Here is a 19,435-nt window from a genome sequence, read left to right on the forward strand (position 1 = left end):
TTATGAAAGTGAAAATGTGCGGTCTCTATCGTCCGGAGGATATTGACTATGCCAATGAGGTGCAGCCGGACTATGTGGGATTTGTATTTTACGAAAAGAGCCATCGGGCGGTTACGAAGGAGCAGGCAGCCGAATATCGCAAAAAGCTTCTGCCGGGAATCCGGACGGTGGGGGTGTTTGTAAATGAGGATCCGAAGAACATCATAGAACTGCTGGAGGAAGGTATTTTGGATGTGGCACAGCTTCACGGGGATGAGACGGAAGAGGATATCCAGTATCTGCAGGCGGTGTGCCACAAGCCGGTGATCAAGGCGGTCAAAGTAAGAGACCGGTATGATGTGGAAGCCTGGCTGGACAGCAGTGCAGACTATCTGTTATTTGACAACGGAATGGGAGCGGGACAGGTGTTTGACTGGAGCGTCCTTGGTGGGATCGACAGGGAATTTTTCCTAGCAGGAGGATTGCAGGCGGCGAATCTCACCGAAGCCATGGAAGTGGTAAGACCTTACGCGGTAGATTTAAGCTCCGGCATTGAGAGTGACCGGAAGAAAGATCCGGAGAAGATGCGCCGGATCATGGAACTGGTAGAACGGTATCGCCCCCAACTTTGATGCCTACGGATTGCTCCGTGCTACGCACTCCCGCAATCCTACCCAATATTCGCATATCGTGGGATTATCATCCCACTTTTATGCTCATATCGGGGCGGGTCCTAAGGTCTTTCACCCACCTATGAGCATGCTCATGTGGGCTTAGACCTTTTGCCCCTGGCATCAGTATAAATTAGAAATTAGAAATCAAAATGAAAATCGGGAATAAAAATCAGGAATAAAGAAAAGAGGACGAACAAATGAGCAAAGGACGTTACGGAATCCACGGAGGACAATATATCTCCGAGACATTGATGAATGAACTGATCCATCTGGAGGAGTGCTATGAGCATTATAAAAAGGATCCGGAATTCAATGCGGAACTAAATAAGCTGTTGAATGAATATGCCGGTCGCCCCTCTCTGCTGTACTATGCGGAGAAGATGACCAAGGATCTGGGTGGTGCGAAGATCTATTTAAAGAGAGAGGACTTAAACCACACCGGCTCCCACAAGATCAACAATGCCCTGGGACAGGCATTGCTGGCAAAGAAGATGGGCAAGACCCGTCTGATCGCAGAAACCGGCGCAGGACAGCATGGTGTGGCTACCGCAACGGCAGCAGCGTTCCTCGGTATGGAATGTGAAATTTTTATGGGAAAAGAAGATACCGACAGGCAGGCACTGAATGTCTATCGCATGGAACTCCTCGGAGCCAGGGTACATCCCGTAACTTCAGGGACCATGACCTTGAAGGATGCCGTCAATGAGACCATGAGAGAATGGTCTAACCGCGTAGTGGACACCCATTATGTACTGGGGTCTGTTATGGGCCCCCATCCTTTCCCCATGATCGTAAGAGATTTTCAGAGTGTCATCAGTCAGGAAGCAAAAGAGCAGATCCTGAAGGCAGAAGGCAAGCTTCCGGCAGCCGTGGTAGCCTGTGTGGGCGGCGGCAGCAATGCCATGGGTGCGTTTTACAACTTTATTGAGGATAAGAACGTAGAACTCATCGGCTGTGAGGCGGCAGGCAAAGGCGTGGATACGGCACTGACCGCAGCTACGATTGCGACGGGTTCCTTAGGAATCTTCCATGGAATGAAATCCTATTTCTGCCAGGATGAATACGGACAGATCGCTCCCGTATATTCCATTTCCGCAGGCCTGGATTATCCCGGTATCGGACCGGAGCATGCTTATCTGCATGACATCGGCAGAGCGCAGTATGTCCCCATTACGGATGATGAAGCGGTAGATGCTTTTGAATATCTGGCAAGAACCGAGGGAATCATCTGCGCCATTGAGAGTGCCCATGCGGTAGCACAGGTGCGTAAGATCGCAAAGAATTACAGCCCGGATCAGAGCATTATCGTATGTCTGTCCGGAAGAGGTGACAAGGATGTGGCAGCCATCGCGAGATACCGTGGTGTGGATATTCATGACTGATGAAATTAACATATGAAATATAGATAGAAGAAATGGAGACAGATACGATGAGTAAATTAGAAAAAGTATTTGATACACCGAATAAAAAGGCGTTCATCGGCTTCCTCACTGCAGGAGACCCGGATGCGGACAGCACCGTAAAATTCATTTTAGAGATGGAAAAGGCAGGGGCGGATCTCATAGAGATCGGTATCCCCTTTTCCGATCCCACGGCGGAAGGCGTGGTGATCCAGGAGGCAAATATCCGCTCTCTTAGCAACGGCATGACCACAGACGGTGTGTTTGAGATCGTGAAGAGAGTGCGGGAGCAGTCAGAGATTCCCCTTGCGTTTATGACTTATGTGAATCCGGTATTCCATTACGGATATGAGAAATTTTTTACCAAGTGTGAGGAATTGGGTATCAGCGCCATTATTATTCCCGATGTGCCTTATGAAGAGAAGACGGAGGTGGAGGCTCCCGCCAAAGCTCATGGCGTGAAGGTGATCTCCATGATCGCACCCACTTCCGAGAGCCGTATCCGCCAGATCGCATCGGAAGCGGAAGGATTCATCTATGTGGTAAGCTCCATGGGTGTTACCGGCGTGCGCAGTGAGATCAAGACCGATCTGCCCGCTATCGTGGAAAGCATCCGCACTGTGACTGACGTTCCCTGTGCCATCGGCTTTGGTATCAGCACCCCTGAGCAGGCCAAAGCTATGGCATCCATATCCGACGGAGCCATTGTTGGAAGCGCCATCGTGAAAATTATTGCAAAGTATGGTAAGGACGCAGCCCCCTATATCGGAGAGTATGTGAAGAGCATGAAAGAGGCTGTGGCGGAAGTGTAAAAATCCTACAAAATTTTGTTGACAAAAGCACATACCCTATGTATAATAAGTCAGTGTGTGAATCAACACATCGTAGGAGACTTGTGTTTTCTACGCAACATATTGCATAGGAGTCGCTATGTTAGTAAGTTTATCTGATGTATTAACATCCGAAGGCAAGGTAGAGACTGTTGCCATTCCGCTTGAGATGACAAGCTTTAAGAGCCGCCAGGGAGATTTCTCTATTACGGAGAAGACACCCATTAATCTTACTTTTACCAACATCGGTGTGAACAAGGCAAAAGTAACCGGCACTGCAGAGCTTACCTTTGACACGAAATGTGACAGGTGCCTTACTGAAGTACCTACAGCAATGAAGCTTAAGTTTGACAGAATCGTTTATTCTCCGGAAGCGGAAGTAAGTGAGGAAGAAGATACCGAGCAGAGCTTTATGGATGGATGGCAGCTGGATGTAGAGGCTTTTGTGTACGATGAAATTCTGGTGAATTGGCCGGCAAAGATCTTGTGTAAGGAAGACTGCAAGGGTATCTGCCCTGTATGTGGTCAGAACAGGAATCTGAAGGAATGTGGTTGCGATACTTTCGTACCGGATCCTCGTATGGCAGCAATCCAAGATATCTTCAACGCGAATAAGGAGGTGTAACGATGTCTATTTGTCCTAAGAATAAATCTTCCAAAGGTAGAAGAGATAAGAGAAGAGCAAACTGGAAAATGAGCGCTCCTACATTGGTAAAGTGCAGCAAATGTGGTGCACTGATGATGCCTCACAGAGTTTGCAAGGCTTGCGGTTCTTACAATAAGAAGCAGGTCGTAAGCGTTGATTAATTGATAAATCAATGAAGCGAAATTAAGTGAAAAGAGAAGAGGAGATTCCGGATGGAATCTCCTTTTGCTTTCACAAAAAAATCACTTGCTTTTTATATACGCCTTTAGTATAGTAAGAATGAATCTGCCATCATCAAACTGTTTGGTGCGATCCACGGAGCGGTTTGATGATGAGCGGATAAACATAAACAGGTAAAGGAACGACGAAATGGCAGAATATGTAAATGTTGCTGTAGACGCAATGGGTGGCGATAATGCTCCGGCAGAGATCGTAAAAGGTGCTGTAGAAGCTGTCAACGCAGATAAGCGCGTCAAAGTATTCCTGGTAGGCAAGGAGCCTGTGATCCGTGAGGAATTAAAGGCGTACAGCTATGATGCAGAGCAACTGGAAGTCGTACATGCTGAAGAAGTCATTGAGACGGCAGAACCTCCGGTCATGGCAATCCGTCGGAAGAAGGATTCCTCCATTGTCAAAGCCATGTATATGGTGAAGAACGGCGAATGCGATGCATTTGTATCTGCGGGAAGTACCGGTGCGGTACTGGTAGGTGGACAGGTGATCGTAGGTCGTATCCGCGGTGTGGAGAGACCGCCATTAGCTCCCCTGATTCCAACAGAGAAGGGCGTAAGCCTTTTATTAGACTGTGGAGCCAACGTAGATGCGAGACCTTCCATGCTAGTCCAATTTGCCAAGATGGGCAGTGTCTATATGGAAAGCGTTATGGGAGTAAAGAATCCGAGAGTCGGTATTGTGAATATCGGCGCCGAGGAGGAGAAGGGCAACGCTCTGGTAAAAGAAACATTTCCGCTTCTTAAGAATTGTCCGGAGATCAATTTCATCGGCAGTGTGGAAGCAAGAGACATTCCGGCAGGTGCGGCAGATGTCATTGTCTGTGAAGCGTTTGTGGGCAATGTGATCTTGAAGATGTATGAGGGTGTAAGCTCCGCGCTTCTGCATCAGGTGAAGCAGGGGATGATGTCCACGCTTCGCAGTAAAATGGGTGCACTGCTTGTGAAACCGGCACTCAAGACTACATTAAAGAGTTTTGATACTTCCCAGTATGGTGGTGCTCCGCTACTCGGACTGAACGGTCTGGTAGTGAAGACTCACGGAAGCAGCAAGGCAGTGGAAGTGAAGAATTCTATTTTGCAGTGTATTGCTTTTAAGGAAGAGAAGATCAACGAGAAGATCAAAGAACAGATCAGCCTGGAAGATAAGGCTGCAGAGAATAATTAATCAAGAGAAATATTTGGGAAAGAAGGAACTGTTATGGAATTTGAAAAGTTGAAGAAAATCATTGCTGAGGTATTAAACGTAGATCCCGATGAGATCACCATGGAGACCACATTCCAGGATGACCTGGGTGCTGATTCCCTCGATGTATACCAGATCATCATGGGCATCGAGGAAGAGTTCGATATCGAGATCCCTGCTGAGACCGCAGAGCAGGTTACTACAGTAGAAGACGCTGTAGAGATGATCAAGAACGCAGTGAACTAGTAAAGCTACGAGCCATGCAAAGACAAAACAGGAACTGTGACCGAGAGCTTGCTCACAAGGCACTGTTCCTGTTTTTCAGTTTATATGATGATGTCGAACTTCCGTAGCCCCAATCAAGGTAAGAAACGCGACACGCTCTCGCTCTGTCGCAGAGCGTAGCGGTACATAAGCGAGGATAATACCCTCGCTAAGTACCGACGTCTGCTTACGGTCTGCTTATTCTTATCTTGATTGTGACTACTGAGTTTGAGCTATTAGCATTTGTGAGGACAAAAAAATGTTGGATGGTTATACAATGGACGTGCTGGAGCAGCGCATCGGCTATTGCTTTCACAACAAAGCATTGCTGAAGCAGGCTCTGACCCACAGCTCCTATACCAATGAACAAAAGATCAACAAAACAGAGAACTATGAGCGTATCGAATTCTTAGGAGATGCCGTACTGGAACTGGTATCCAGTGATTTCCTGTTTCGGGAACACCCGGATGTTCCGGAGGGTGAGCTGACCAAGATGCGCGCCTCCATGGTGTGCGAGCCTTCCCTGGCATTCTGTGCCAGAGACCTGGAGCTGGGACAGTTTATGCTTTTGGGAAAAGGCGAAGAGAACACCGGCGGCAGACGCAGAGACAGCATCACCTCTGACGGTATGGAAGCTATGATCGGTGCCATTTATCTGGATGGTGGCATGCAGCCTGCCAAGGCTTTTATTGACCGCTTTATTCTGTCGGATTTAGAGGACAAGCGTCTTTTCTATGACAGTAAGAGCAATCTCCAGGAATTGATCCAAGGAAAACTCAAAAAAGAGTTTGAGTACCGGCTGTTAGAGGAGAGCGGACCGGAACACGACAAGACCTTCGTGGTAGAGATCGACATGGAGGGAGAATGCCTGGGCCGTGGGCAGGGAAGAACAAAAAAAGCGGCAGAACAGCAGGCGGCTTACGAGGCGCTTCTGCTATTGAGGGATAGAGGATATGTATTTAAAAAGTATTGAGATACACGGGTTCAAATCATTTGCCAATAAGATCGTATTTCAGTTCCACAACGGAATTACCGGTATCGTAGGACCTAACGGCAGCGGTAAGAGTAACGTTGCGGACGCGGTAAGATGGGTACTGGGTGAACAGCGCATCAAACAGCTGCGTGGTGCCAGTATGCAGGATGTTATTTTCTCGGGAACAGAGACCAGAAAACCGTTGAGCTACGCCTATGTTGCCATTACTCTGGACAACAGCGATCACCAGCTGGCGATCGACTATGACGAAGTTACAGTGGCGAGACGGATCTACCGTTCCGGAGAAAGTGAATATCTGATCAATGGTACTCCCTGCAGATTAAAGGATGTCAATGAGCTGTTCTATGATACCGGTATCGGTAAGGAGGGCTATTCCATTATCGGACAGGGCCAGATCGACAAGATCTTAAGCGGTAAACCCGAGGAACGGCGTGAACTGTTCGACGAGGCCGCCGGAATCGTGAAATTCAAGCGCAGAAAAGCAGCAGCCCAGACAAAGCTGGAGAACGAAAAACAGAATCTGGTGCGTGTGAATGATATTCTGTCCGAACTGGAAAAACAGGTAGGACCTCTGGAGAAGCAGTCCGAGGTGGCAAAGGTCTATCTGAGGAAAAAGGAAGAGTTGAAATCCCTAGATATCAACGTGTTCTTATTGGAAAATAAGAGACTGAGAGAACAGCTTGCTTCCGCAGAAGAAAAATACAATCTGGCAAGCACGGAACTTGTTGAGACCGGTGAAAAATATGAGGGTATCAAGGAAGAATACGAACGGATCCAGCAGGAGATTGAGAGTCTGGATACCGCTATCGAAGCCGCCAGGGAACAACTGACGGATACCGGTCTGATGCGCGGTAAGTTAGAGGGTGAGATCAATGTCTTAAAGGAGCAGATCAATTCCGCCCACGGCAGTGAGAACCATCTGAACAACCGTAAGGCAGCCCTGGAAGAAGAGATTGCCGGCAAAGAGCAGGAAAAGCAGGATATCTTAACCGATAAAAAGGATACCGATACCCAGGTGCAGGAGATTGCAGAAGCTGCGGCGAAAGCGAAGGCTGATCTGGAAGCCATCCAGAATAAGATCACCGAGCTCAACAATAATATCGAAGCCGGGAAAAATACCATTATTGGAGAACTGAACCAGAGAGCTACTATCAAATCCAAGATGGGCCGTTTCGATACCATGATGGAGCAGATCAATATCCGCAAGGCAGAGTTAAATTCCAGACTGTTACGTGCCAAATCCGATGAGGCAGCCAGAGAAGAAACGGTGAAGAAGCTGGAAGAGACTTTTGAGACCGTGACTGAGGAACTGCGTCAGATGACGGAACAGGAAGCGGCATCCGAACTGGAGCTTGGCAATATCCGTGAGAATCTCACCGGACTGGATGCGAAGCTGCGGGAGACACAGAACCGTTTTCATCAGGAACAGTCTAAGTTAGAAGCCCTGACCAATATTACTGAACGCTATGACGGTTACGGCGGCAGCGTCAAAAAAGTCATGGAGCAGAAGGAAAAAGAAAAGGGCATCATTGGTGTTGTAGCGGACATCATCCAGGTGGAGGCAAAATACGAGACCGCCATCGAGACTGCGCTGGGCGGCAATATCCAGAATATCGTAACGGATAACGAAGAGACCGCCAAGCATATGATCGGCTTCTTAAAGCAGAACCGTCTCGGAAGAGCCACATTCCTGCCTCTGACCAGTATTACCAAGCCCCAGGAATTCAAGAATCCGGAGGCGCTTAAGGAAAAAGGTGTCATCGGTATGGCAGACGAACTGGTAGGCACAGAAGAAGAATACCGCAATGTGGCGAAGGCTATGCTGGGACGTATCGTTGTGGTAGACAATGTGGACAATGCTGTGAAGATCGCTAGAAAATTCGATTACGGCATCCGCATGGTCACCCTGGAAGGCGAACTTTTAGTTCCCGGTGGTGCCATCAGCGGCGGCGCTTTTAAAAACAACAGCAATCTCCTGGGAAGACGTCGTGAGATGGACGAACTGGAGAAAAAGGTGAAAAAGCTCTCTGAGGATATCAAAACCTACAATCAGAAGATCGAAGACACCAAGAGTAAGAGAAATAAACTTCGTATGGATCTGGAAGCACTGAAGACCGAGATGCAGCGCAAGTCCATTGAGCAGAATACCGCAAGATTGAACATCTCCCAGGCAAGAGAGCGTATGGAAGAAGAGGCGGAGAGTGCACAGTCTCTGAAGCTGGAGGAGCAGGAGATCGAGACCAGGATCTTCGAGATCCGTTCCGGCAAGGAATCCATTACGCAGGAACTGGCTGCCAGCGAAGAGTTGGAGAAGACGACGCAGGAACAGATCCTGGGCTTCCAGAAAGAATTGGAGAGCTGCAGACTGGAAGAGAGCGAAGCTTCCGCCCACGCAGGAGAATGGGAAGTAAAAGTCGAGAAGATGCGTCAGGCGCTGGATTACAAGCAGGCAAATGTGGATCGTATAGGCGGCGAGCTGGAACGTGCACAGGCAGAGCTTAATGAGATTTTAGAAGCTCTGACGGAAAATGCGCAGGAAGTGGAACGCAAGAAGAACAACATCCTGGAGATTGAGAAGACCATTGCTGCTTCTCATGAGAATCAGGATGCTTCCAGGAAGAAGCTGGACGAAGACCTTGCGAAAAAGGAAGAACTGTCTGCAAAACAGAAAGATTTCTTCCGCAGCAGAGAGGAAATGTCCGAGCGTATGAATGCTCTGGATAAGGAAGTCTATCGTCTGGGCGAACAGAAGAAAAAGCTGGAGGACGGCATCGAAGGTCAGATCAATTACATGTGGGATGAGTATGAGATCACCTTAAGCGATGCGGCAGGACTCCGCAACGAAGAGATGAATGATCTGCCAGCTATGAAACGCGAGATCAGCGGTCTGAAAGACGAGATCCGCAAGCTTGGCAATGTCAATGTCAACGCCATTGAGGATTACAAGAACCTGATGGAGCGCTATACTTTCATGAAGACTCAGCATGATGATCTGGTGGAAGCGGAGAAGACGCTGGAAGGCATCATCGAAGAACTGGATACCGCCATGCGCAAACAGTTCACGGAGAAATTCGCAGAGATCAGCAGAGAGTTCGATAAGGTATTCAAGGAACTCTTCGGTGGTGGTAAGGGAACACTGGAACTGATGGAGGATGAGGATATTCTGGAGGCAGGCATCCGCATCATCGCACAGCCCCCCGGAAAAAAGCTTCAGAACATGATGCAGCTCTCCGGTGGAGAGAAGGCTTTATCCGCCATATCCCTACTGTTCGCTATTCAGAACCTGAAGCCGTCTCCGTTCTGTCTGTTAGACGAGATCGAGGCCGCACTGGATGACTCCAATGTAGGACGTTTTGCAAAGTATTTACATAAGCTGACCAAGAACACCCAGTTCATTGTCATTACCCACAGACGAGGCACTATGGAACAGGTGGATAGATTGTATGGGATCACCATGCAGGAGAAGGGCGTATCTACCTTAGTCAGCGTCAACCTCATTGACAAGGACCTGGACGATTAGAGTATGAAAAGAACTTCTAATCACTCAGAGCAAAGGCTCTTTCGTGAAGAAGTTCTAAGTTTCATACAAGAAAAACGCAAGCGTTTTTCTGGATAGAATGCTGATTGGAGGAAAAGGGATGAGTGAGGAAAAGAAAGGCTTTTTTGCGAGGCTGAAAGAAGGACTGACCAAGACCCGTGATAACATTGTCCGGGGAATCGATTCGGTCTTTAGCGGTTTTTCCGCCATTGATGATGATTTCTACGAAGAACTGGAAGAAATCCTCATTATGGGAGATATCGGTGTCAATGCCACCACTGCCATTGTGGAGAGATTAAAACAGCAGGTAAAAGAAAAGCATATCAAGGAGCCTTCCGAATGCAAACAGCTTCTGATCGAAAGTATTAAGGAGCAGATGCAGGTGGATGAGACCGCCTATGATTTCGAGAAGGAACAGTCCGTGATCATGGTCATTGGTGTCAACGGTGTGGGTAAGACCACTTCCGTGGGTAAACTGGCAGGTAAATTAAAGGATGAGGGCAGAAAAGTCCTTATCGCCGCAGCGGATACTTTCCGTGCCGCAGCGGGAGATCAGCTGGCAGAATGGGCATCCAGAGCGGATGTGCCCATGATCGGCGGAAAAGAGGGCGCGGATCCCGCCAGTGTGGTGTTTGATGCCGTGAATGCAGCGAAAGCAAGAGGCGTGGATGTGCTTCTCATTGATACCGCCGGCAGACTGCATAATAAAAAGAACCTGATGGAAGAACTTCGCAAGATGAACCGCATCATTGACAAGGAGTTCCCGAATGCCCACAGAGAGAACCTGATCGTATTGGATGGTACCACCGGACAGAATGCGCTGGTACAGGCGAGAGAATTCGGTGAGGTGACAGATCTCACAGGCATCATTCTGACGAAGATGGACGGAACGGCGAAGGGCGGTATTGCGGTGGCAATCCAGTCTGAACTGAAGGTTCCGGTAAAATACATCGGTGTGGGGGAGACCATTGAGGATCTCCAGAAATTCAATTCTGAGGAATTTGTAAACGCATTGTTTGATGTGAATATGGAGGATATCGGAGAACTGCATCTGCCCGAGAACGAGCAACAGACGGATACGCAGGAGGAATAACCGACAGACCAAGGAAAGTGTGACAGAAAGGCATGGGAAGAAAAATGCAGGAAGAAATGTTGACTTTAGAGAAATTTGAAGAAGCAAGTGAAATCGTAAAAAAGGTAACGTTAGAGACCAAGCTGGTATACAGTGATTATTTCAGCGCCCAGACCGGCAACCGTGTATACTTAAAGCCCGAGAACTTACAGTTTACCGGAGCCTACAAGTTAAGAGGCGCTTATTACAAAATGAGCACACTGACGGATGAAGAGCGTGCCAAGGGACTGATCACCGCATCAGCAGGCAACCATGCCCAGGGCGTTGCTTATGCAGCAAAATGCTACGGCAGCAAGGCCACTATCGTAATGCCCACCACCACACCTCTGATCAAGGTAAACCGTACTAGAGGCTACGGTGCAGAGGTAGTACTGCACGGTGATGTCTATGATGAAGCATGTGCAAAAGCATATGAACTGGCAGAAGAGCACGGATATACCTTCATTCATCCGTTTGATGATCTGACTGTGGCAACCGGTCAGGGTACCATTGCCATGGAGATATTCAAAGAGCTTCCCCTGGTAGACTACATTTTAGTTCCTATTGGTGGCGGCGGACTGGCAACCGGTGTCTCCACACTGGCAAAACTGCTGAACCCGAAGATCAAGGTCATCGGCGTGGAACCTGCGGGAGCTAACTGCATGCAGGTATCCTTAAAGAATGGCAAGGTAACCACACTGCCAAAGGTCAACACCATTGCAGACGGTACTGCGGTTAAGACTCCCGGAAGTAAGATTTTCCCGTACTTACAGAAGAATCTGGACGACGTGATCACTGTGGAGGACGAGGATCTGGTAGTAGCCTTCCTGGATATGGTGGAGAACCACAAGATGATCGTGGAGAATTCCGGACTGCTGACCGTGGCAGCCTTAAAGCAGTTAAATGTGAAGGATAAGCGTATTGTATCTATCTTGAGCGGCGGTAATATGGATGTCATCACCATGTCCTCCGTAGTACAGCAGGGTCTGATCTTAAGAGACCGTATCTTCACCGTATCCGTATTGCTTCCCGACAAGCCCGGTGAGCTGTGCAGAGTATCCGGTATCATTGCCGGTGTTAACGGTAATGTTATCAAGCTGGAGCACAACCAGTTTGTATCCATCAACCGTAGCGCTGCCGTGGAACTGCGTATCACACTGGAAGCATTCGGTACCGAGCATAAGAAAGAGATCATTGCTGCCCTGGAAAAAGAAGGCTATCAGCCTAAGGTGGTCAGAGCAAATATATAATTGTGCAGAGTCATGCAGATGTTGCTGCATAGTTTCTTAGAAAAGAAGTGAATGTATCACTGATAAAAGCCGCATATTATAGATATGCGGCTTTTATGTGTGGAAATGGAGAGAGCTATGGCGAAAAAGACTGAAAAAGAACTGGAAATACAGAGACTGGATAAAAAGACACCCCTGCAGATGTTTCGGGATTATGTAATGATCACGGTGGCTTCTTTCATCTATGCGGTATCCGTCAGCATGTTTTTGGATCCGAACTCCCTGGCACCCGGGGGTATCACCGGTATTGCCATTATTTTAAACCGTTTGTTCGGAATTGAGACAGGTACCTGGATGTTACTCATCAACATACCGATCCTGCTGATCGGTATCTGGAAATTTGGATTGCGGTTTATTTTGTCTACGATATATTGTACGGCAATGACCTCACTGTTTACAAACCTGCTGACACCGGTAGGAGCAGTGACCAAAGATCCATTACTTGCCTCTCTGGCCGGAAGTGCCCTGATGGCAGTATCTATGGGTTGGGTGTTCAAGGCCGGATCCACTACGGGAGGAACAGATATTATTATCAAGCTGCTGCGACTAAAGTTCCCGTACCTCAAGACAGGAGCATTGTTTTTCCTGACAGATGTGGTTATCGTCATAGCATCGGCATTTGTATTCCGGAACATTGACAAGGCACTGTATGCCGGTATCGTGGTCATTATCACATCAGTGGTGCTGGATGTGGTATTGTACGGCCGTGATGAGGCGAAGCTGATCTATATTATCAGCGACCATGCGGAAAAAATCGCAGGGAGATTGTTGGAGGAGCTGGACATTGGTGTGACATATGTACAGGGCAGTGGTGCTTACAGCGGCAAGGAGAAGAGCGTCATCATGTGTGCCATGAAGAAAAACATTTCTCCCAAGGCGGAAGAGATCGTAAAGGAAGAGGATCCCCTGGCATTTATGATCGTCACCAGTGCCACGGAGATCTTCGGTGAGGGCTATAAGAGCTATTTCAGTGAGAAACTGTGATGCTGAACATAAAATTTAAGTAAAAAACAGCTGAAAGGGCTTACATTTTCAAAGAGAATCATCTATAATAGCGTCGTGCCGGAAGGGCAGACGCTATTTTGGCGATACGATGAATGGGTACGGATTATGATTTCAAACCGGGCAGAAGCAGCCTGCGGATTACTGTGGCATAGAATAGTGTAAAACCATAGAGAGAACCGAATGGAAACTGTGGTAATGATATAGGAGCTATGTGATATGAGTGATACAACATTGTCAAAAGAGGAGAAACAATATAAACGGCTCACCGAGGAACCGGTAGCACGGTTGGTCCTGGAACTGGGACTGCCGACTACCATCAGTATGCTGATCACGAATCTGTATAATATGGTGGATACCTGGTTCGTAAGCCAGTTAGGCACCAGTGCTACCGGAGCGGTAGGCGTGGTGTTTGGCTTGATGGCAATTATTCAGGCGTTCGGATTCATGTTCGGTCATGGCGCTGGAAGCAATATCAGCCGGTTGTTAGGAGCTCATGAAAAGGAGCGGGCGAAAGCTTTTTCCGCAACGGGATTTTATTTGGCGGTGGGAGCCGGAGTGTTGATCGCGGTGATCGGTATTGTGGATCTGAACGGATTGTGCAGATTGCTTGGAAGTACGGAGACCATCCTTCCCTATGCGAGAATCTATGCTTTCTATATTTTGGTGTCGGCACCGGCAATGGCATCCAGCTGTGTGATGAACAATGTGCTCCGGTATGAAGGCTATGCCAATCTGGCGATGGTAGGACTGGTCTCCGGCGGTATCTTAAATATGGCGGGAGATGCCATTCTTATGTGGGGGTTAAATCTTGGTATCCGGGGAGCGGCACTTTCCACTATGATCTCCCAGTACGTATCCTTTGGAATCCTGTTATTCTTTTTCCTACGTGGAAAGACCCAGAGCAGCCTGGCACCGAAATATTTTACCTGGGAATTTGCCGTACATAAGAACATTCTTACAGCAGGTTTCCCCAGCATGATGCGACAGGGACTGGCCAGCGTGTCCACCATGGTGCTGAATGCACAGGCGGCAGTCTACGGGGATATTGCCATTGCAGCTATGAGCGTGGTATCCCGTATTTTCAATTTCGTATTCAGTGTGGCACTGGGTATCGGTCAGGGCTTCCAGCCGGTATCTTCCTTCAATTATGGGGCAAAGAAGTATTCCCGTGTAAGGAAAGCATTCTGGTTCACCCTGTGTGCCAGCCTGGTAACCATGGCAGTGTTCGCAGGTGTGGTGTATGTGTTCCGCAGAGAGTTGTTGCTGCAATTCCTTACGGATATGGACGCTTATGAGATCGCTTTTTATGCGTTGCAGATCCAGTGCCTGACGCTTCCGTTTATTCCGGTATGCATCTGCGGCAACATGCTGTTTCAGTCCATTGGAAAGGGCGGCAGGGCGACGATCTTAGCCTCCTTCCGAAGTGGCACCATCTACATTCCGGCACTGCTGATCCTGACGGCGTTCTGGGGAATTCGGGGCATCCAGTGGTCACAGCCGGTGTCCGATATTTTATCTGCGGTTTTGTCATTGCCGGTGGCTGCGGCGTTCATAAAGGGACTGCCGGAAGATGGTGTGGAAGTATAGAGAAGAATGAGATCCCTTCGTCATAAGACGGAGGGATTTTTATGTACAGATGTATCCATACACAGGAATAAGTATCTGCCTTGATCTGTGAAGCTGTTGACATTAAATAATCAACATGATACAATATATTTAACAATTAGGCTAAAAGTTAAACGTTTGGATGAAAGGATGTGATTCATTTTTGGGAATACAGGATACATTGAAAGCGCTGGCAGATCCTATAAGGCGTGAAATACTAAATCTTCTGAAAAACGGTCGATTGTCGGCAGGAGAGATCTGCGAACATTTTCCGGTGACGGGGGCTTCCATATCGAGGCATTTGTCGGTGCTAAAGGAGGCAGATCTGATCCGGGACAAGCGGGAAGGAAAGTTTATTTATTATGAACTGAATGCTTCCGTGCTGGAAGAAATCATGTTATGGATCACAGATTTGAAAGGAGCATCGGATAATGAAGGAAATGATACAGAAAAATAAAGGCAGGCTGATCTGCTCGGCATTTGTTATGTGCATGGGAATGATAGTGGGATATACCTGTGAGAACAGTCTGTGGGTAAACGGCATTTTTGCAGTGACTTATGTGGTAGTAATGGCAGTAACTTTTTACGACAACAGAAACAGGCAGCAGAGTGATAAGGTCATAAGAATGGTTACGTGGATCGTGCCGGGAATGACATTGCTCTATAACGGTATCGCCAGATGGATTGATATGGGTGTAAGGAAAGAGAATCTGCTCATGGTAATTTTGTATGTCGGAATGGGATTGCTATTTGTTATTGTGGGCAATTATCTGCCCAAGGTGAAACCGAACCGCACCATCGGCATCCGCGTCGTATGGGCATTGCAGGATGAGGAGAACTGGAATGCCACGCACCGCTTCAGTGGAAAAATATGGGTGGCAGCAGGACTGTTGAGCATGAGCTGTGGACTGTTCAGTGACAGCATGGCTGCATTATTTTTGTTTATTGTCGCTATCACGGCAGCAGCTTTTGGCAGCATCCTGTATTCTTATTTCTATTATAGAAAGAAGTTGCGCACCGGAAAAGGGCTGGCAGTACACTACAACCATAAAGTGGTTGCGGTCTATGTGTTTATAATGCTCGCGTGTGTGCTATTTACGGTATGGACGTTATATACGGGAAAAATCGAGATCTGTTACGGAGAAAATGAATTTACTGTTCAGGCGGAGGGCTGGCAGGATTACACAGTGAAATATGACGCTATTGAAAGCATTGTTTACGAAGAGAATATGTTCCGGGATACGAATACAATCCGGACGAACGGTTTTGGCAACCTGAAATATTCCATGGGACATTTTCGCGATGAAATCCATGGAGATTACATCCGCTATACCCATAACGACTGTGATATTTATGTAGTCATGGAAGTGGAGGGGAGCACCGTTATTCTAAACGGTGCAGATGATGCGCAGACCCGGGAAATCTACAATAATATCAGAGAACGGATGGAAAAATAATATCTGTAAATAAATTTCCCAATTGCTTTTATATTTTTCAAAAATGGTATACACTAGACTTATGTAAGTTTTGTACAATGAGGATTTCTGGAAAGGGTGGTTACAGTATGCTGAAACAGTGGATCCCGGCGGCAAAGCCGGACAAAGAGGAACTGGACAAACGACTGGATGCAGCGCAGGAGGAGCTTTTAAGACTCCAGATGCAGATCAAGGAGCATAAGCTCCCGGTGCTGGTGCTGATCGAAGGCTGGGGTGCGGCCGGCAAGGGCAGTACCATCGGCGGAATTATTAAAAATATCGATCCCAGATTCTTCAAGGTGGCTTCCATGTCCGCACCGACGGAGGAAGAGAAGCGGAAGCCTTTCCTGTATCGGTATTTTGTGAAAATTCCGGAAGCCGGCAAGTTCGAATTTCTGGATTCCGGCTGGATGGATGAGGTGACAAAGGGAAGACTTCGGGGCGAACTGTCGGATAAGCAGTATGCGGAGCGTATTGAGAGCATCAAGCGTTTCGAACGACAGCTGACGGACAACGGTTATCTGGTGCTGAAGCTTTTTTTCCAGATTGGTAAAAAGGAGCAGAAAAAGCGTTTAGAGGAGCTGGAAGGCAACAAGGACACCGCATGGCGTGTGGGCGAGAACGACTGGTGGCAGAACAAGCATTATGACAAATGTGAGGAAGTCTTTGACAAATACCTCACAGATACGAACGCTTCCGTAGCTCCCTGGTACATCATAGATTCCGGGGACAAAAAGTGGGCGGAATTGCAAGTGCTGGAGACATTATGCAGTGGTATCCATGTGGCCATGCAGAATGAGAGCCTTGCTGTACCCATTTTGCAGAATGTATTCCCGCTGGTGAAGATGCCGAAGCTGTCCGAGGTGGAACTGGACAAGGAAATCTCCGAGGAAGAATACAAGAAAGAACTGCGTCATCTGCAGAAGAAGCTGAATGCTCTGCATTACCGCCTGTATCGGAAAAAGATTCCGGTAGTCATCGCCTACGAAGGCTGGGATGCCGCAGGCAAGGGCGGCAATATCAAGCGGATCGCGGGAGCACTGGATCCCAGAGGCTACGAGGTACACCCCATCGCCAGCCCGGAACCCCACGAGAAAGCGAGACATTATCTCTGGCGATTCTGGACGAGACTTCCTAAGACCGGACATATTGCCATTTTTGACCGTACCTGGTACGGTCGCGTCATGGTAGAACGGCTGGAAGGCTTCTGTAGTACCAACGACTGGCAACGGGCTTATAACGAGATCAACGAGTTCGAGAAGGAATTGTCCCAGTGGGGCGCGGTGATCATCAAGTTCTGGGTACAGATCGACAAGGATACCCAGCTGGAACGCTTCACAGAACGGCAGAACACCCCGGAGAAGCAGTGGAAGATCACGGACGAAGACTGGCGTAACCGCGACAAATGGGACCAGTACGAAGACGCTGTGAACGAAATGCTCCAGAAGACCAGCACGGAATATGCTCCCTGGCACATTTTGGAATCTGTAGATAAAAAATATGCCAGAATCAAAGCATTGAAGATCGTGATTGAGGAATTGGAGAAGGCACTGGGGTAAGCGCACTGGAATAAGAATAGCTGTTTCGATATAAAAAATTGACAAAACCGTCTGATAAGGACGGTTTTTGTTGCGTTATAAATGTTTTTTGTTATAATGAGACATAGTTATTTTTGGAAATTGCAAAGATACAGAAATATATTTGGAAACAGAAGAAATCGTCAGGTGTTACGGCACAATGAGAGGAGAAATCATGGGCGAGAACCGTAAGATATATGCAGCATTACTGGGAGCAGGAACCGTGGGAAGCGGTGTGTACAAGCTGGCAGGGATGCAGGAAGAGGATATCTTCCTGAAGACAGGAGCACATCTGGAGATTAAAAAGATTCTGGTGCGCAATTCCGGGAAGGTAAGAGAAGGAATCCCACAGGAGTTGTTCACAGATAGCTGGCAGGAAATTCTGGAAGACCCAGAAATCCAGATCGTTATTGAAGTCATGGGTGGTATAGAACCGGCCAGAACTTATGTGGAAGAAGCCATGAAGGCCGGAAAGCAGGTGGTCACCGCCAACAAGGATCTGCTGGCGGAGTATGGGGATCCGCTGTTTGAGGTTGCCACGGAGAATAAATGTGACTTACAGTTCGAGGCAGCTGTAGCAGGAGCCATTCCCATTATCCGACCTTTGCGTCAGAGTCTGGCGGGAAGTCAATTGACGGAGATCATGGGAATCGTCAACGGTACGACAAACTATATTTTGACAAAAATGTCCGAGGAAGGTATGGGCTATCAGGAAGCTCTGGATATGGCTACGAGACTGGGCTATGCGGAAGCAGATCCCACAGCGGATGTGGAAGGCTATGATGCGGGACGCAAGATCGCCATTATGGCATCCATCGCTTTCAGCTCTCGCGTGACGTTCCCTCAGGTTTATACGGAAGGCATCACGAAGATTACAGCAGAGGATATCCGGTATGCAAAAGAATTCGGCTATGTGATTAAACTGTTGGGTATTACAAAGCTTACAGGTAAAGGAATTGAAGTAAAAGTACATCCCACATTGATCCCGGACAGCCATCCTCTTGCCACGGTCAGAGATTCCTTCAATGCCGTATTTGTTCATGGTCAGGCTTGTGATGATGCCATGTTCATGGGACGGGGCGCCGGACAGATGCCTACCGCCAGTGCGGTACTGGGAGATGTCATTGATGTGATGCGTAATATTATCCATGGAAGCTGCGGCAAGATTGGCAGCGACAGCCATAAGAAGCTTCCTGTACTGGATGTAGAGGATACGAAGAGCCGATTCTTCCTACGCTTACAGGTGGAGAACCGTGCCGGAGCCCTGGCAAATATCGCAGGAGTCCTTGGCAACAACGATGTCAGCATCGCCCAGATGGTACAGAAGCGCAGCCACGACGGCATTGCCGAGATCGTGGTCATCACCGATCTCGTAAAAGAGAGACATTTTAATGATGCCATCCGTATCATGGAGGGAATGTCCGTCGTGAGGGAAATCTCCGGCATTATCCGTGTGTACTAAAAGTATGGTGAATTGAAAGTTACGCAAAACAGCCCCGTAGCCCTCTTTCTATTGCTTTGGTGAAAATTGCATCAAAATAGCAAAATCCGTACAAAAAAACTTCTAAATCAGGAATTTTTGTACGGATTTTCTTCATTTTGCACGTTCAGCGAAAATAACAGCTTTTTACA

The 19,435-nt window shown here is 47.9% G+C and carries 17 protein-coding genes; all 17 read left to right on the forward strand.

Annotated features, from left to right (window positions below):
• Window positions 1–2 precede the first annotated feature (2 nt).
• The 17 genes from FYJ59_RS12795 (at window position 3) to FYJ59_RS12875 (ending at window position 19,265) form a co-directional block, all read left to right on the forward strand.
• Window positions 3–611, forward strand: coding sequence for a phosphoribosylanthranilate isomerase (locus FYJ59_RS12795; RefSeq protein WP_154498276.1), 609 nt, complete (start codon window positions 3–5; stop codon window positions 609–611).
• Between the two features lie 239 nt (window positions 612–850).
• Window positions 851–2,035 carry a tryptophan synthase subunit beta gene (gene trpB / locus FYJ59_RS12800; protein ID WP_154498296.1) on the forward strand — a complete coding sequence of 395 codons (1,185 nt, stop codon included), beginning with the start codon at window positions 851–853 and terminating at the stop codon, window positions 2,033–2,035.
• 47 nt (window positions 2,036–2,082) lie between these two features.
• Window positions 2,083–2,865 carry a tryptophan synthase subunit alpha gene (gene trpA, locus FYJ59_RS12805; protein ID WP_154498299.1) on the forward strand — a complete coding sequence of 261 codons (783 nt, stop codon included), beginning with the start codon at window positions 2,083–2,085 and terminating at the stop codon, window positions 2,863–2,865.
• 118 nt (window positions 2,866–2,983) lie between these two features.
• On the forward strand, window positions 2,984–3,508 hold the full coding sequence (locus FYJ59_RS12810; RefSeq protein WP_117466975.1) for a YceD family protein: 525 nt from the start codon (window positions 2,984–2,986) through the stop codon (window positions 3,506–3,508).
• Window positions 3,509–3,510: 2 nt separating this feature from the next.
• Window positions 3,511–3,690 carry a 50S ribosomal protein L32 gene (rpmF, locus tag FYJ59_RS12815; RefSeq protein ID WP_022154380.1) on the forward strand — a complete coding sequence of 60 codons (180 nt, stop codon included), beginning with the start codon at window positions 3,511–3,513 and terminating at the stop codon, window positions 3,688–3,690.
• A 208-nt stretch (window positions 3,691–3,898) separates the two neighbouring features.
• Entirely contained in the window at window positions 3,899–4,927 is a 1,029-nt protein-coding gene (gene plsX / locus FYJ59_RS12820; RefSeq protein WP_118547722.1) for a phosphate acyltransferase PlsX, read from the forward strand.
• 33 nt (window positions 4,928–4,960) lie between these two features.
• Window positions 4,961–5,191, forward strand: a complete 231-nt coding sequence (gene acpP, locus FYJ59_RS12825; RefSeq protein WP_022154378.1) for an acyl carrier protein — start codon at window positions 4,961–4,963, stop codon at window positions 5,189–5,191.
• Between the two features lie 277 nt (window positions 5,192–5,468).
• Window positions 5,469–6,182, forward strand: coding sequence for a ribonuclease III (rnc, locus tag FYJ59_RS12830; protein ID WP_022154377.1), 714 nt, complete (start codon window positions 5,469–5,471; stop codon window positions 6,180–6,182).
• A complete protein-coding gene (smc, locus tag FYJ59_RS12835; protein ID WP_154498302.1) occupies window positions 6,163–9,723 on the forward strand; it encodes a chromosome segregation protein SMC in 3,561 nt (1,186 codons plus the stop codon). Before rnc ends, smc begins: the two co-directional genes overlap by 20 nt.
• 118 nt (window positions 9,724–9,841) lie before the next feature.
• Complete coding sequence (gene ftsY, locus FYJ59_RS12840) at window positions 9,842–10,834, forward strand: signal recognition particle-docking protein FtsY (protein ID WP_154498307.1); 993 nt, start codon at window positions 9,842–9,844, stop codon at window positions 10,832–10,834.
• Window positions 10,835–10,890: 56 nt separating this feature from the next.
• Window positions 10,891–12,102, forward strand: coding sequence for a threonine ammonia-lyase (gene ilvA, locus FYJ59_RS12845; RefSeq protein WP_118550801.1), 1,212 nt, complete (start codon window positions 10,891–10,893; stop codon window positions 12,100–12,102).
• 117 nt (window positions 12,103–12,219) lie between these two features.
• On the forward strand, window positions 12,220–13,125 hold the full coding sequence (locus tag FYJ59_RS12850; protein WP_205839545.1) for a YitT family protein: 906 nt from the start codon (window positions 12,220–12,222) through the stop codon (window positions 13,123–13,125).
• A gap of 237 nt (window positions 13,126–13,362) precedes the next feature.
• On the forward strand, window positions 13,363–14,733 hold the full coding sequence (locus FYJ59_RS12855) for an MATE family efflux transporter (protein WP_154498318.1): 1,371 nt from the start codon (window positions 13,363–13,365) through the stop codon (window positions 14,731–14,733).
• A gap of 181 nt (window positions 14,734–14,914) precedes the next feature.
• Window positions 14,915–15,208, forward strand: coding sequence for an autorepressor SdpR family transcription factor (locus FYJ59_RS12860; protein ID WP_022152934.1), 294 nt, complete (start codon window positions 14,915–14,917; stop codon window positions 15,206–15,208).
• Window positions 15,183–16,208, forward strand: coding sequence for an SdpI family protein (locus FYJ59_RS12865; RefSeq protein ID WP_154498329.1), 1,026 nt, complete (start codon window positions 15,183–15,185; stop codon window positions 16,206–16,208). Before FYJ59_RS12860 ends, FYJ59_RS12865 begins: the two co-directional genes overlap by 26 nt.
• 107 nt (window positions 16,209–16,315) lie before the next feature.
• On the forward strand, window positions 16,316–17,785 hold the full coding sequence (gene pap, locus FYJ59_RS12870) for a polyphosphate:AMP phosphotransferase (protein WP_118505308.1): 1,470 nt from the start codon (window positions 16,316–16,318) through the stop codon (window positions 17,783–17,785).
• 193 nt (window positions 17,786–17,978) lie between these two features.
• A complete protein-coding gene (locus FYJ59_RS12875; RefSeq protein ID WP_154498364.1) occupies window positions 17,979–19,265 on the forward strand; it encodes a homoserine dehydrogenase in 1,287 nt (428 codons plus the stop codon).
• The last annotated feature ends 170 nt before the right edge of the window (window positions 19,266–19,435 follow it).

Origin of the sequence: Waltera intestinalis (assembly GCF_009695995.1) — a bacterium.
In the GTDB taxonomy this organism is placed as follows: Bacteria; Bacillota; Clostridia; order Lachnospirales; family Lachnospiraceae; genus Acetatifactor; species Acetatifactor intestinalis.